The sequence below is a fragment of the Pseudoalteromonas sp. SR44-2 genome (assembly GCF_014163745.1).
Classification (GTDB): domain Bacteria; phylum Pseudomonadota; class Gammaproteobacteria; order Enterobacterales; family Alteromonadaceae; genus Pseudoalteromonas; species Pseudoalteromonas distincta.
The window spans coordinates 87,255-100,598 of sequence record NZ_JACJDW010000007.1; the positions used below are offsets into that span (position 1 = coordinate 87,255).

A 13,344-nucleotide genomic window follows, 5' to 3' on the forward strand; every position below is an offset into this window, starting at 1 on the left:
GCCTATGAGTGAACAAATACTGATTGTGGAAGATGAAGTAAAGCTAGCTAACTTAATGAGTGACTTTTTAAGCAGCCATCACTTTATTACTCATCAAATACATCACGGGGATGAAGTATTACCTTGGCTTGAAATTAACAGGCCGAGTGTGATTTTGCTAGACATAATGTTACCAGGCCAAAGTGGTATTGAACTGTGTAAAGCAATTAGGCGCTTTTCAAACGTGCCTATTATTATGGTATCGGCAAAAGTAGAAGAAATAGATAGGCTGCTTGGGCTTGAATTAGGTGCAGATGATTATATTTGTAAGCCGTTTAGTTATGCCGAGCTGGTGGCACGCGTAAAAGCTATTTTAAGGCGATTAAATAACGCAAGTGATGTTACAGAGTCAACAATGAAGCTTGATGAGAGCAGCTACAGCGTAAAATATAAATCAAACAGTATAGAATTAACGAACTTTGAATTTCAGCTATTTAAACCTTTGTTTAACAACCCAAATCGTATTTATTCGCGCGATAGCTTAATGGACACTATGTACGCCGATCAGCGTATTGTGAGCCACCGCACTATTGATAGCCATATTAAAAAGTTGCGTAAAAAACTAGATGAAGTGACACAAACTGAAAGTGTTATCCAGTCTGTTTATGGGGTTGGTTACCGATTTGTGCATCCACAGTAAGGTGGAATGAGCTATGACGATGAGTTATTCATCATCGTCAGCATTTTTAATTCGCTCTAAACGGTCAAACTCTTCGTATTCGGCAGCTTGAATTTCATCAAGAATAGAATCTACATCAGCAAGTTCGTCGCTGTCTTCAAATTCACCTGTAAGCGTTGAATTAGGCGTTAAATTGGCCTCTTCAAATAGTGCCCACATTTCTTTAGCGTATTGAGTTTTTAGTATGCTTGGCGCAAATTCACCATAGTAGCGGCGTATGTTATTTACATCGCGTGCAAACATAGCTCGTGCACTGTTATTTGCTGAAGCGTTAACGGCTTGCGGTAAATCTATAATTACAGGGCCGTTATTATCTACAAGTACATTAAACTCAGATAAATCACCGTGTATTATACCAGCGCAAAGCATAAGCTTAATGTAATGTATCATGAGTTTATACTGCTCAATCGCTTGCTCTTCACTAAAAACGACATGTCCTAGTTGAGGGGCTACGTTACCATCTTCATCAGAGACGAGCTCCATAAGCAGCACGCCATCAATACAAAAGTAAGTATCAGGAACACGTACACCCACGCCAGCTAAACGAGATAACGCATCAACTTCGGCATTTTGCCAAATTTCTTCTTCTAATTGGCGGCCATAGCTAGAGCGTTTACCCATTGCACGCGCTTGGCGTCCACCACGTACTTTTCGGCCTTCTTGATATTGTGCCGCTTTTTTAAAACTACGTTTAACCGCATCTTTATACACTTTCGCACAGCGAATATGTTCACCACAACGCACAATAAATACATCGGCTTCTTTACCGCTCATTAGTCGGCTTATTACTTCGTCAATAAGGCCATCATCAACAAGAGGTTGTAGGCGTTTAGGTATTTTCACAGATTGCCTGCTAAGTAGGGTTGGTTATTAATCATTATTTATGAAAGTGCTCTGTATTTGTTTGTTTAATTGGCTCAAGCAGTATATCAGCTTTGAGAATTAAGGGCAGTAACACTACTGCCAGAGAGTAAGTAATCGTATTATTTTATTAGCTTATATATTGATTGCAAAGCAATCAACCAGAACTTTTTTGAATCATCAGTTTTTATTAAAAATAATTTATTACTTCCTCATTATTTGCACATTGTTTGCGTTTTTAAAGCGTAAGCTTAGTTTAATTCTTAAATACGAGGTTATTACTATGAAGCATCTTTCAACTCTTGCCACTGTGGCAATATTATCTATTGCTTTTTCAGCTAATGTAGCTGCTCGAGGCGGTGACAATCCTCCTGAAAAACCTGACTTTTCAACTATTGATACTGATGGTGATGGCGTAATTAGCTTTGAAGAGTTTAGTGCTAAAAAACCACCGCACGGTGATGCACAAACAATTTTTGATTCTATAGATGCCGATGGTAATGGCGAAATTAGTGAACAAGAGCTTAGCGATCATAAACCACCTCGTCGTGAACGTTGAAAGGATACTAAAATGATTAATAATATTGGCAGCAGCTCTGCGAGTTTTGTGCCGCAACAAAGTAGTCAAGCTGCAAAATTAACAACAGAGCAAAGCGATTTTGTTAAAGAAACGCTTGCACAGTTTGATGCAGAAAACTTAACTAGCGACGATGCGCAAAGTATTCAAGCGGCATTTAAAGAACAAGGTATTGAACCAACAAAAGAGCTTGCTGATTTAATGGGCGAACTCGAGTTTGATGCTAAAAGCATTGGTGATGCAGGAAGAGCAGAGGGTCAAAGACCGCCGCCACCGTCACAAAACTCATTAGAATCAGTCGATACAGACGAGGTAGTGAGCTACTTAGATGAGCTCTTAACTGAGTATTCAAACCAGTTGTCTGATGAAGATAAAGAATCAATCCTTGCATCAGTGCAAGAGAAATTTGGCTTAAGTGAAGGCGATTCACTGCTAAATGTAACTGCTTAGGTATTATTACTTAGAGTAAAGCTGACTGTTACTCGAAAGTCTTAAGTCCAAAGCCCAACGGTTAATTCTGTTGGGCTTTTTTTATTGGCTTAATTTAACCGTGTTTCTATTTTACTGGTGCCATCTTCTTCGGTAAATTTAAATACAAAATCTTTTTTACCGTCTTGGTTTATATCTACTAGAAGAATATCTTTATTATTTTTAGGCAGCGTTAGCTTTAATTTTTTGCGTTTATCATTTAGCAGTGAGTCTTGCTCTCCATAATAAATATACAGCGTTTTTTTACTGTATTTGTATACCGCATCAATATAGCTATCGCCGTTAATATCACCTAAATAGAGAGCCGGTTCTGATTCATCGCCATTCATCCCCACTTCCATTTCTAAATCAAGTTCAATACTCGATTTATTGGCAAATGAGCCGTCGGGTTGCTGCTTATAAAGATTCATTTCTACATCGATATCAGTACTACCACCGCCTAATGCCATAGAGGCGATTGTACCTAAGCCAATATCTAAGTCCATTTTTTGTAAATCAATTAAGCCATCATTATTAAAATCAGTTTTGAGCAATAACTCACTAGGGCCCTGTGTTTCAAATAAGGTAATGGGCGTATTAGTAAAACCTTTAGCACTCCCTAGGTACAAAGTATGTGCTATTTTTATATCTAGCGAGTCCATACCTTGTGTAGGCTTAAACTGCCTGGTTGTAAAATCTAGAAATCCGTCGTTATTAATATCAATAATTTGCTTTATTTTGCGAGTCTCGCCATTGCTTAGCTCGCCTAGCTCAATGTTAAAATCAATTGAGGTGAGCTTTTGCTCAAAGCCCTCTGAATTAGCAAGTAGTACATCTGCTCCAAAGTCATTTGAAAAAACCAGGTCGTTTAATCCGTCGTGGTTAAAATCGATAACCACAGGTTTATTGTTAATATTAACTTCTAGAGAAAGCCCTTTTCCTGAAAAGCGGCCTTCATACTTAGGCGTTTGTTTAAATTTGTTAGGCTTAAAGCTGCCATCTTTATTTTGAATGTATAAAGTACTGCTTGCTAATCCAGGGATAAAAATATCGCTTAGACCGTCGTTGTTAGCATCGAAAACAAAGTCTACTTTTTCAAATTTATCTATTTTTAATTGATTAAGAACCGACTCATAATTAAACAACAATGTTGGTTTACCTGCTTGGGCTTTATATACGCCATCACTTGTTAGTACGAGTGCTTGTTTATCGGTGATGTTAGCAAGTGTTGCCACATCAAACCCGATGGCGTTTTTTGGTAAAGCAAGTTCACTACTAAGTGATGTAAGTAAATTGATGGCTTCTAATTGTTTTGATTCTTTATTATATGCAAATAAAATCTCTGAATCGGTTGATACTAATTCATCCGTTGTTTTTATTGCCATTGTTTGAGCTATAACGCTTATGGGGGTAAGTAAAGTGATGAGTGAATAGCAAAGTGGTTTTATCATGCAAATTCCTTTTTTATATTTAGTTGTATCGTTAAAATTTTTATTATTTAAGCAGCGTCAGCGCATGATTTTACGTACTATCCAGCGCTGGGGCTTTTTCGTTTAAACGTAATATACATATGTAAGTTGGATTATATTTAGCCTACGCTAATTACTATGTACTGGGTGTAAGCAATTGTAAGATTATGTTTTAGGAAGGGCTGTTGATCTTTAAGGATTGCAATTTGTTTAATCCAAGGACGATTTAATCGCGGCGCGAGGTTTGTAATCTAGTAACAAAGAGTCAATCTCCTTAGGCAGAACCCTTTGGGCAGCGCATGTTTAGTATTAATACTACGTTATCAACTATGTATGATTAATAACCACACTACATAGGCTCTGCCTTGCTTAAATACCAAACAGTCTGCTGCAAATTCAACCTCAAAAAATAAACAGGCCCTAATAAGAAAGGTTGCGCATAACTCATATGGTAGCTAAGCGCTTTTAGAAGTGTTTGGTTATTAACTACATTGCTTATTTTGCTCATTTAAATAAGCATCTACAAAACCTATTTCCATCGGTTTTGAAAAGTAATAACCTTGTAGGTGAGATACACCAATATTAGTAAGCGTGTTTGCTTGCTCAATAGTTTCAACGCCTTCTGCAACAACAGTAAAATCTAAAGTAGAGGCCATTTGTACAATTGCATGAATAATACTTAACCCTCTTTTATCCATATTTTGAATAAAGCTTCTGTCTATTTTTACTATATCTACACCAATATCAAGCATGCTTGATAGTGATGAGTAGCCTGTACCAAAATCATCAATTGAAATACAAAAGCCTTGTTTTTGTAGTGCTTTAACGGCTGTCAAAAATGTGAGTTTATCCTCGGCAAATACTGACTCAGTAATTTCTATGTGTAGGTTTTTAGGTTCTACCTGGTGGCGATTTACTATTTTTAATACCTTAGATACAAAATCAGGATCTTGTAGCTGAATAACCGATACGTTTACGCTTATAGCAATTTGTGGTTGTAAGTGACTTAATTTTGTTGCTTGTATACATGCCTGTTCTATTACCCAAATACCTAACTCGGTTATTAAACCGTATTGCTCGGCAATAGCTATAAATTCATCAGGAAAAATATTTTCACCATCTAGTTGCCAGCGTAATAATGATTCAAAAGAGGTTACTTTTGATGTTTTGCTATCAACAATTGGTTGAAATACTAGCCTTAAACTATTTTCTTCTATGGCACAGGCTAAGCGTTGACTCAAAAGGTACTCTCTTTCTTGTTTTAATTTGAGCGAATCGCTATAAATATTGATATTACCTTTAGCTATGCGTTTTTGGTGATACATTGCAGTATCAGCAGAGCGAATTAAAGTATTAAAATCACTCCCGTGCTCAGGATACATGGCAATACCAATAGTTGCAGATACCCATTTTTGATATTTATATGTTTCATGCTCGGCACCAATGCTTTGAAGTACTTTATCTGCAAACTCGATAAGCTCAGCTTGTTTTTGATACGTTGCTAAAATTAAAAACTCATCCCCGCCCCATCGGCATTTAAATAGCTGTTGATTGCATACATTACTAATTCTTCGTGCTATTTCTTTTAATACTTTATCGCCTACTTTATGACCCAACGAATCATTTATTTGTTTAAACCCATCTAAATCTACGAATAATAAAGCAAAGGGTTCTTGAGGGTTGTCTGCTAGTTGTCTGTTTGCATTTTTTAAAAATGCGGTTCGGTTTAATAGATTTGTAAGTGGATCGGTATTCGATAAACGGTAGATTTCTTCTGTGCGTTGCTCAACCTTGTTTTCCATTTCATTAAGCAGCTCTCTGTTTTGGTTTTTGAGCTTGATTGCGCTGTGTGTAAATGTGGCTGATTTGTACGATGAAGCCACCATAATAGCAGTAAATGCTAGGCCTAAAATACCGAGGACAGAGTTGTAGTTTTCGTTAGAAAAGGTTAATAAAAAAGAGTAGGGCGCCAGTAAAATAATGCTATAGAGTACAGCGGTTACTCGACTTCCTGAAAGCAGATTTGCAGAGCCTCCTGCAAAGGCAGATAAAATAGCAATAGTAGTTGTAGTTTCTATTGCTGATGAGGTGCTATGAAACCAAAGTGCATACCCACACCACGATAGCGCAGTTAAAATACACCCGGTTGAAAATCTTTTTGAATATGTGTCAGCATTAAATAGCGGGCTATCCTTTTTGGTTTTATAAAACCATATTACATCAATAGCGCGAGCTGCTAATAAGACAACCATAATGCTTAGCCAAATACTTTTTTCGTAGGATATTTTCTGGTTATTTAAATCAAAAGCAAACACTAATATAAAACTGACTACAGTCGAAATGGCAATGCCAGAGATGGCATTAGAGTATAAAATTTTAACGGTTTCTCTGCGTTCTTCACTATTTAGATTTTTATATGGCACTAAGTAAAACCTTATACAAAAGTCACTCCAACTAGCGATGGAGAAACGTTCAAGAAATACAGCAAATATTTCAGATGAACAAAAGCGTATTAAACATCGATTAGTTAGGCTCTAATCCTGAGTATAAGAATAAATATAGTTTATGAAAGCAAAAAAAAAAGCTAGCACAGTAAAAAGGCTCATAATAAATAATCATTATGAGCCTTAAAATTATTAAGCAGGTTAAAGTGTTAACGACTTTACTTGCTGTTTAGTAGATTTAACCTTCGAAATCACTATCGTTATGGCGCTCTGCCATTTGATCTTCTTCAGGGCCCCATGTGCGATTTACGCGACGACCGCGCTTTACAGCAGGGCGATCAGCAACTTGTTTTGCCCAACGAACAACATGAGTGTATGAGGCGACATCTAAAAATTCAGCTGCATCATATAAGTCGCCTAAAACAAGCGAGCCATACCAAGGCCAAATTGCAATATCGGCAATTGAGTATTCATCACCCGCCATGTATTCATTTTCGCTTAAATGACGATTTAACACGTCAAGTTGGCGTTTAATTTCCATAGTAAAACGATCAATAGGGTATTGCATTTTACTTGGTGCGTAACTATAAAAGTGACCAAACCCACCACCTAAGTATGGCGCTGATCCCATTTGCCAAAATAGCCAGTTACGACACTGCGTTTTAGCTTTTAAATCTTTAGGGATGAGTACATCAAATTTTTCAGCCAAATACTGTAAAATAGAACCTGATTCAAAGATGCGAGTAGGTGGAGTGGTTGAATGATCCATTAGCGCTGGGATTTTTGAGTTTGGATTAATATCAACAAAGTCAGATCCAAACTGATCGCCATCACCTATGTTTATTAAATATGCGTCATAGTCTGCATCGGTGCAACCAAGCTGTAAAAGCTCTTCAAACATGATTGTAGCTTTTTGGCCATTTGGCGTAGCAAGAGAATAAAGCTGAAATGCGTGCTCACCAATAGGTAGGGTTTTGTCATGAGTCGCGCCTGCAATTGGGCGGTTAATGCTGGCAAATTTACCGCCACTTTCACTTTCCCACGTCCATACTTTTGGTGGCGTGTATTCGTTTTGATCACTCATAAATAACCTCAATGTTAAATGGAAATGTTTAATACTTACTCATAAATGTGGCCATAAAAAATTAATTAAAGGCCCTAAATATTTAATTTACCGACCTTTTAATTTATCGGCTTTTGCTAATCTATAACCTAAAAACAATCCGCTTAGCGCTCCAAATAAATGGCTTTCAAACGATACATGATAGCGCTGAGGTAAAACACCCCATATAAAACCGCTATAAAGTATAGCCACTACAACTGCAATTATAATTGATTTTAATGAGCGTCTTACTAAGCCGTAGCATAGAATAAAGCCCCATAAACCATATATAACACCGCTTAAACCAACATGTATGTTACTGCGCCCAAATGCCCAAACTAAAAGTCCACCGATTAGAGCGGTAAAAATAAATACGTTATAAAAACGTTTTACGCTGTACTGGCAAATTAGCCAACTTAATACTACAAATGGGATCATATTACTGGCAAAGTGCCACCAGCTACCATGTAAAAAAGGTGCGCATAGTATGCCAATTAATCCTTGGATACTGCGTGGATATATGCCTAAACCATTAAGATTTATGCCAGGTAGACTATTGATCACCTGTAGTACGAAGCAAATAACAACAATACTAAATATTGCGAAACGGGTACTTGTTAGTAATGACAGTGTGGTTGGCTTGGTTGCCATATAATCGCCCTAATTGACTTTAAGAGTTGCCAGTATAGGAATTGTATTTGCTAATGAAAAGCAATTAAAAAAGCACAGCATTAAATGCTGTGCTTAATTTTAATTATTACTCACTATTAACCTAATTTAGTTAATAGTTTTTTTGCAGCTAGTTCAGAGCTTGCTGGGTTTTGGCCGGTAATTACTAAACCGTCTTCTAGTGCTAATACACCCCAGTCGTCAGTTTTTTGATAATCGCCACCTTTTTTAATTAGCTCGTCTTCAACTAAAAATGGCACGATATCGGTAAGTTGCACTGCAGCTTCTTCAGAGTTAGTAAAACCAGTTACTTTTTTACCCGCTACTAGTGCATTGCCATCGGCATCTTTAACATTTAAAAATGCAGCACTTGCATGACATACCGCAGCAACAGGTTTTTGCTCTTTTACAAAGCTTTCGATAAGAGAGATTGAATCTGTGTTATCAACTAAGTCCCATAATGGACCGTGACCGCCTGGGTAAAATACAGCGTCAAAATCGCTAGATTTTACTTCACTCAACACTTTAGTGTTTGCCATTAATGTTTGCGCCGCGCTGTCTGCGTCGTAACGTTTAGTTGCATCTGTTTGAAAATCAGAAAGTGTACTTGTCGGATCAATGGGTGGTTGGCCGCCAGCTGGAGACGCTAATGTTACTTCAACGCCTGCATCAACGAAGGCGTAATAAGGGGCTGCAAATTCTTCTACCCAAAAACCTGTTTTTTCGCCAGTGTTACCAAGTTCTGCGTGAGATGTAAGAACCATAAGTATTTTTTTAGACATTGAATATATTCCTTCTGATGATTTGAATTAGTTTATCTTGCTTACCAATTACTATATGCACTAACACTGCTTTAAACAACGATGATAAATTTAACTTTATTGGTTTAATTATTGATACAATAAAGCGGTTGAATTTAAAACACACTACGGAGCATTTATGAAAGTGTCGTTTGAGCAGTTAAAGAGCATGGTTGTATTTGCACAAATTGTAGAGCAGGGCAGCTTAACCGCTGCTGCTAAACAGCTAGGGCTTACGCGAGCAGTTGCAAGTTATCATTTAAAAAAATTAGAAACGCAGCTTGAAGTTACTTTACTAAATCGCTCAACCCGTACCATGGCGCTCACTGAAGCGGGCATTGCTTATTATGAGCGTTGTAGAATAATTACCGAACAAGCTAATGCGGCTAATCAGCAAATAGAAAATATAAAGAGCGAGCCACAAGGTTTACTTAAAATTAGTTGCCCAGTAAATGTGGGAATGCAGTTAATTGTGCCTGCTATAAATACGTTTAAGCGCCAATATCCTAAAATTCAAATAGACATACAGCTTACTGACGATGTGGTTGATATTATTAAAAATGGGTTTGATTTTGCAATTAGGGGCGTGGCACTGAGTGACTCCAACTTGCAGGCAACCAAGCTGACTACAATGAGCACTTGTATTTGTGGCGCGCCTGAATACTTTGCACATTTTGGTAAACCTAAAACGCCTTTAGAGTTAGCAGAGCACCAATGGGTCGTTTATCAATTGGGCAGTAAAACATTAACACTTCAAAAAGATGGCAAAAAACACGATATTACAATGCAAGGCGCCTTAAGCACCAATAATGCCGCTGCTCGTACTGCTTTTGTTGAAGCAGGGCATGGCATTGGGCGTATTCCGCTTTACGATGCGTGGCCAAAAGTGCAAGCTGGACTGCTTGAAATAATATTAGATGATTATAAAAGCAAAGATATTGAGCTTTACGGGGTATTTCCGCCAGGGGCTGCAGGCTCTAAAAAGCTACGATTGTTTATTGATTACTTAAAAGCATACTTTGTAAAACAGCATACCGCTTTAGGTATGCTGAAAAGTACTTAATGAGTAGTTTTTACAGCATTTATAAAGTTCGGCTAAATAATGCCACCGCTTGTTGATACATATTTATCGCAAGGGCTGCATCGTATCGCTCACCTTCATCACGCATAAAGGCATGCTGTGCGTTAACTTCCTGCCACTGGTAATTGATGCCCGTGCTTACACATTGTTGGTATATTTTAGCGCGGCCTTCCTGTGGCACATGCGGGTCTTGTTTACCCCATATAAAGTGAATTTCGCCTTGTATATCAGCCATACGCTCGAATGAGTTATTTCCAGGTTGCGCAGGTAACGTATTGCTGTGAATATCAGTTGCGTATAAACAAAAAGCCGCATTAATTTCAGGGTTTAGTGCCGCTCTGTAAGCTAAGTGACCGCCAATACATACGCCCATTGCGCCGACGGTGCCTGTGCAATAGCTTTGTAATCTAATGAAGTCGATCATAGTTTGTGTGTCACTGTCGTGGTGCTCAAGTGGCTTTGCCCATTTGTCGGCATTGCCTTTGTCTTTACCTGTATCATCATAAGCAAGCACAGTGCCTATAGGGTTTAACTCATGAAACACTTCAGGCACTAACACTGCAAAGCCATGGCTTGCTAAAATAGCTGCGCTGCGTGCGATGGGGGCAGTTTGCTGAAATATTTCAGAATAAAAAATGATAGCAGGAAACTGTCCTTGCGCTTGAGGGCGATATACAGTTGTTCGCATTAAACCTGTCGGTGTTGGCAAGTCAGCATTATGTTGTTGGATTATCATAAAAAGCGCTCAGTAAAATAAAATTATATATGCTGATATGGTAACTGAGCGCGATAAAATAAACGACTTTTGTAGTCTGTTTTTAAATACTTGCAGGCATTTTATTACAACTGGCGTAGTAACTTACCGTAGCCGGCCAATCTGAAAAAATACCCATTACCCCCACGTCCTTTGCGAGTACGTCGACTACTGTCATCATGTCGCCATCGTTATCTATAACATCAGCAATTGATTGATAGTAATAACCTCCACCTTCATTAAGCGGGCCCGAGCGCTCAAGGCTCCATGCAATAAGCTTTAAACCTGCTGCTTTTGCGTCAATAGCGTATTGCGATGGCACAATATTGCTTTCGTTATCTATTGTTAGCATCATCCAAATTGGAGGAGCTAAAATTTTCACCCCATCAGCAACAAGTTCATCCATACCCGGTTGCCATGTTTGTGGGTTACTTGGATCAAATCCGGCTTCACTGTCACGTCCATCTAGGTATACGCTTTTATCTGCAAAGTCAGGGTTATTGTTAATCCAGTATTTTACGTCTTCAAGGTTAAATGATTGCGGATAAACTTTTGAGGCTGGCACACCCATTTGCGTGTACTCGTCTAGCATTTTTTGCGCATATTGTTCTTGTGTCATTCCATCAAATGGCATACTTACTTGTGGCGATTTTAGCTCTGGTGTCATTTTTACACCTAGCTCATTAAACAGTGCAATGCTTTGTTTATGGGTCATCAATGTGCCGTTGGTGGCATATAAATCAGTGCGCCAACTTGGTGTGCCATCCATGTAATCGGCAACGGTCGTTGCATTAGTGTTTGCACCATCCATTTTACCTTCAAGGGTTAAAAACTCCGCTAAGCTTATATCGCTGGTACAACATTTTGCAGAAGCGGCAATACCATTAGCAGGGTCGGCTGGTGTAAATGGCACACTGCATTTAGCTGCAAGTTCAGGAATGGCTAAAATATTAGTTGTGGTATGTAAATCGCATTGAGAGTGGCGACAAACAAGCTCTTTGTCGTTTGTAAATGTAACATCGCATTCAACAATGCCAGCGCCCATTCTCGCTGCCGCAATGTAGGCTTCTTTAGTGTGTTCTGGGTATTGCATTGATGCACCGCGATGACCAATAGAAAAATCGGTGCGGTAAAAAGGACCTTCGCTGCATGACTCTAATTTTGTTTTTAGTGTGCTTTGCGCCATATCGTTAATTAAATAGTCAGGGCGAGTCCCTAGCTGAATATTTACTCCTTCAGCAACCTCTACAACAATGGGCGTAGGTACTTCAACAATTTCCACTTCGGTGTTGGTAACAACCACTTCTTTTTCTACTATTTCTACATCGTCATCGCAGCCAGCAAGTGTGGCTAACAATATACAGCTTGTAAGTAAGGTAATACGTTTCATTGTTTATCCTTAAAAAGTAAAATTTGTACTACCTTAATGATTATTAATGACGATTTTGCTACAAGCTTATTAATTTACTTTTTTATTAAGCATTTGATTGACCAATAATGCACCTAACATTATAGCAGCCCCAATACTTAACCGAACTATATCGGCATCTCGGTTCCAGATCAGCACGTTAATTATAATCCCAGCTGGGATAAGCAAGTTATTCATAACTGCCAAAGCACCTACGTTGACAAGGGTTGCGCCTTTATTCCACATAAAGTAACCAAGTCCTGATGCAACCAACCCTAAATAAATTAGTATGCCCCACTGTGTGATAGTGGTTGGTAATTTGTTTGAGTTACCAAATAATGCATAGCAAATTGTGGCAATAATAAGTGCGCCTATAAAAAACCATCCAAATACGGCTTTGTCATCAAGCTGATTGTTATTCATTAAGCGTTTGTAGGTAACTTGGCCTACAGCAAAACTTATATTCGCCCCTTGAACGATTAATAAGCCGATTATGAAGTCGCTATTTAGGTTTTCGTAACGAATAGTAATTGCACCGATTACAGCAATAAGTGCGACTAAAAAAAAGCGTGGGTTAAAGCATCTGTTCAATCCATCATTTAGCAGGGTAATGTACAAAGGAGTCATTACAGTAAATAGCAGAACTTCGGGAACGGTTAAAAATAAAAATGAGTGGTAGTAAAAGCTATACATAACACCAAGTTGTATAGCGCCAATCAGCATAAGCTTTAAGGCTAAAGGTTTAGGCGTTTGTTTGAGCTTTAAAAAAGGTAAAAAAATCAGTGTTGCCAGTGCTATGCGTATTAATACGCTAAACCAAGCGTCAACTTGGCCTGCTAAATACACACCAATTAAACTAAACGAAAACGCCCAAAGCAAAGTGACTGCAAATAAGTACTGCATAACCATCATCTTTTAATAAATATTGAGCTAAGTTTATCTGTTATATGTGAGGGTATAAACAATAAAAGCCCGCAAGCGGGCTTTTATAAA

Annotated in this window: 13 protein-coding genes; 4 read left to right on the forward strand and 9 right to left on the reverse strand. The window is 38.2% G+C overall.

What is annotated here, in order from left to right; genetic code table 11:
- Nucleotides 1-4 precede the first annotated feature (4 nt).
- On the forward strand, nt 5-679 hold the full coding sequence (locus H5115_RS06240; protein WP_182673740.1) for a response regulator: 675 nt from the start codon (nt 5-7) through the stop codon (nt 677-679).
- A 24-nt stretch (nt 680-703) separates the two neighbouring features.
- On the opposite strand, the gene H5115_RS06245 is transcribed toward H5115_RS06240, so the two are convergent.
- Nucleotides 704-1,561: a PA4780 family RIO1-like protein kinase gene (locus tag H5115_RS06245; RefSeq protein WP_182754288.1), complete on the reverse strand. Its 858-nt coding sequence runs from the start codon at nt 1,559-1,561 to the stop codon at nt 704-706.
- Between the two features lie 301 nt (nt 1,562-1,862).
- Here H5115_RS06245 and H5115_RS06250 point away from each other — a divergent pair, with 301 nt between their 5' ends.
- Complete coding sequence (locus H5115_RS06250; protein ID WP_182754291.1) at nt 1,863-2,138, forward strand: EF-hand domain-containing protein; 276 nt, start codon at nt 1,863-1,865, stop codon at nt 2,136-2,138.
- A gap of 12 nt (nt 2,139-2,150) precedes the next feature.
- The gene (locus tag H5115_RS06255; RefSeq protein ID WP_182754294.1) at nt 2,151-2,606 is read left to right on the forward strand and encodes a hypothetical protein; all 456 of its coding nucleotides are present in this window, start codon (nt 2,151-2,153) and stop codon (nt 2,604-2,606) included.
- Between the two features lie 89 nt (nt 2,607-2,695).
- Here H5115_RS06255 and H5115_RS06260 read toward each other — a convergent pair whose 3' ends face one another.
- From H5115_RS06260 to H5115_RS06280, 5 genes are all read right to left on the reverse strand, one after another.
- On the reverse strand, nt 2,696-4,075 hold the full coding sequence (locus tag H5115_RS06260) for a VCBS repeat-containing protein (RefSeq protein ID WP_182754297.1): 1,380 nt from the start codon (nt 4,073-4,075) through the stop codon (nt 2,696-2,698).
- Between the two features lie 500 nt (nt 4,076-4,575).
- Nucleotides 4,576-6,516 (reverse strand): EAL domain-containing protein, encoded by a 1,941-nt coding sequence (locus H5115_RS06265; protein ID WP_182754300.1) that lies wholly within the window; start codon nt 6,514-6,516, stop codon nt 4,576-4,578.
- 259 nt (nt 6,517-6,775) lie between these two features.
- Nucleotides 6,776-7,621 carry a glutathione-dependent disulfide-bond oxidoreductase gene (yghU, locus tag H5115_RS06270; protein WP_182754303.1) on the reverse strand — a complete coding sequence of 282 codons (846 nt, stop codon included), beginning with the start codon at nt 7,619-7,621 and terminating at the stop codon, nt 6,776-6,778.
- Nucleotides 7,622-7,708: 87 nt separating this feature from the next.
- Nucleotides 7,709-8,290, reverse strand: a complete 582-nt coding sequence (locus H5115_RS06275) for a rhomboid family intramembrane serine protease (RefSeq protein ID WP_002958175.1) — start codon at nt 8,288-8,290, stop codon at nt 7,709-7,711.
- A gap of 116 nt (nt 8,291-8,406) precedes the next feature.
- Nucleotides 8,407-9,090 (reverse strand): type 1 glutamine amidotransferase domain-containing protein, encoded by a 684-nt coding sequence (locus H5115_RS06280; protein WP_007581292.1) that lies wholly within the window; start codon nt 9,088-9,090, stop codon nt 8,407-8,409.
- A gap of 157 nt (nt 9,091-9,247) precedes the next feature.
- Between H5115_RS06280 and H5115_RS06285 the strand changes: the two genes are divergently transcribed.
- Complete coding sequence (locus H5115_RS06285; RefSeq protein ID WP_182754306.1) at nt 9,248-10,171, forward strand: LysR family transcriptional regulator; 924 nt, start codon at nt 9,248-9,250, stop codon at nt 10,169-10,171.
- 19 nt (nt 10,172-10,190) lie between these two features.
- Here H5115_RS06285 and H5115_RS06290 read toward each other — a convergent pair whose 3' ends face one another.
- The 3 genes from H5115_RS06290 to H5115_RS06300 all read right to left on the reverse strand — a co-directional run bounded on the left by H5115_RS06290 (nt 10,191) and on the right by H5115_RS06300 (nt 13,254).
- Nucleotides 10,191-10,925 carry a dienelactone hydrolase family protein gene (locus H5115_RS06290; RefSeq protein ID WP_182682233.1) on the reverse strand — a complete coding sequence of 245 codons (735 nt, stop codon included), beginning with the start codon at nt 10,923-10,925 and terminating at the stop codon, nt 10,191-10,193.
- 82 nt (nt 10,926-11,007) lie between these two features.
- Entirely contained in the window at nt 11,008-12,333 is a 1,326-nt protein-coding gene (locus H5115_RS06295; protein ID WP_182695991.1) for a glycerophosphodiester phosphodiesterase family protein, read from the reverse strand.
- A 69-nt stretch (nt 12,334-12,402) separates the two neighbouring features.
- Nucleotides 12,403-13,254: a carboxylate/amino acid/amine transporter gene (locus H5115_RS06300; RefSeq protein WP_182673732.1), complete on the reverse strand. Its 852-nt coding sequence runs from the start codon at nt 13,252-13,254 to the stop codon at nt 12,403-12,405.
- Between the last annotated feature and the right edge of the window lie 90 nt (nt 13,255-13,344).

Bases quoted from the DNA above. Each gene is read 5' to 3' on its own strand.
- H5115_RS06240 (WP_182673740.1), top strand. From the start codon at position 5: ATGAGTGAACAAATACTGATTGTGGAAGATGAAGTAAAGCTAGCTAAC.
- H5115_RS06250 (WP_182754291.1), top strand. From the start codon at position 1,863: ATGAAGCATCTTTCAACTCTTGCCACTGTGGCAATATTATCTATTGCT.
- H5115_RS06255 (WP_182754294.1), top strand. From the start codon at position 2,151: ATGATTAATAATATTGGCAGCAGCTCTGCGAGTTTTGTGCCGCAACAA.
- H5115_RS06260 (WP_182754297.1), bottom strand. From the start codon at position 4,075: ATGATAAAACCACTTTGCTATTCACTCATCACTTTACTTACCCCCATA.
- yghU (WP_182754303.1), bottom strand. From the start codon at position 7,621: ATGAGTGATCAAAACGAATACACGCCACCAAAAGTATGGACGTGGGAA.
- H5115_RS06275 (WP_002958175.1), bottom strand. From the start codon at position 8,290: ATGGCAACCAAGCCAACCACACTGTCATTACTAACAAGTACCCGTTTC.
- H5115_RS06280 (WP_007581292.1), bottom strand. From the start codon at position 9,090: ATGTCTAAAAAAATACTTATGGTTCTTACATCTCACGCAGAACTTGGT.
- H5115_RS06285 (WP_182754306.1), top strand. From the start codon at position 9,248: ATGAAAGTGTCGTTTGAGCAGTTAAAGAGCATGGTTGTATTTGCACAA.
- H5115_RS06290 (WP_182682233.1), bottom strand. From the start codon at position 10,925: ATGATAATCCAACAACATAATGCTGACTTGCCAACACCGACAGGTTTA.
- H5115_RS06295 (WP_182695991.1), bottom strand. From the start codon at position 12,333: ATGAAACGTATTACCTTACTTACAAGCTGTATATTGTTAGCCACACTT.
- H5115_RS06300 (WP_182673732.1), bottom strand. From the start codon at position 13,254: ATGCAGTACTTATTTGCAGTCACTTTGCTTTGGGCGTTTTCGTTTAGT.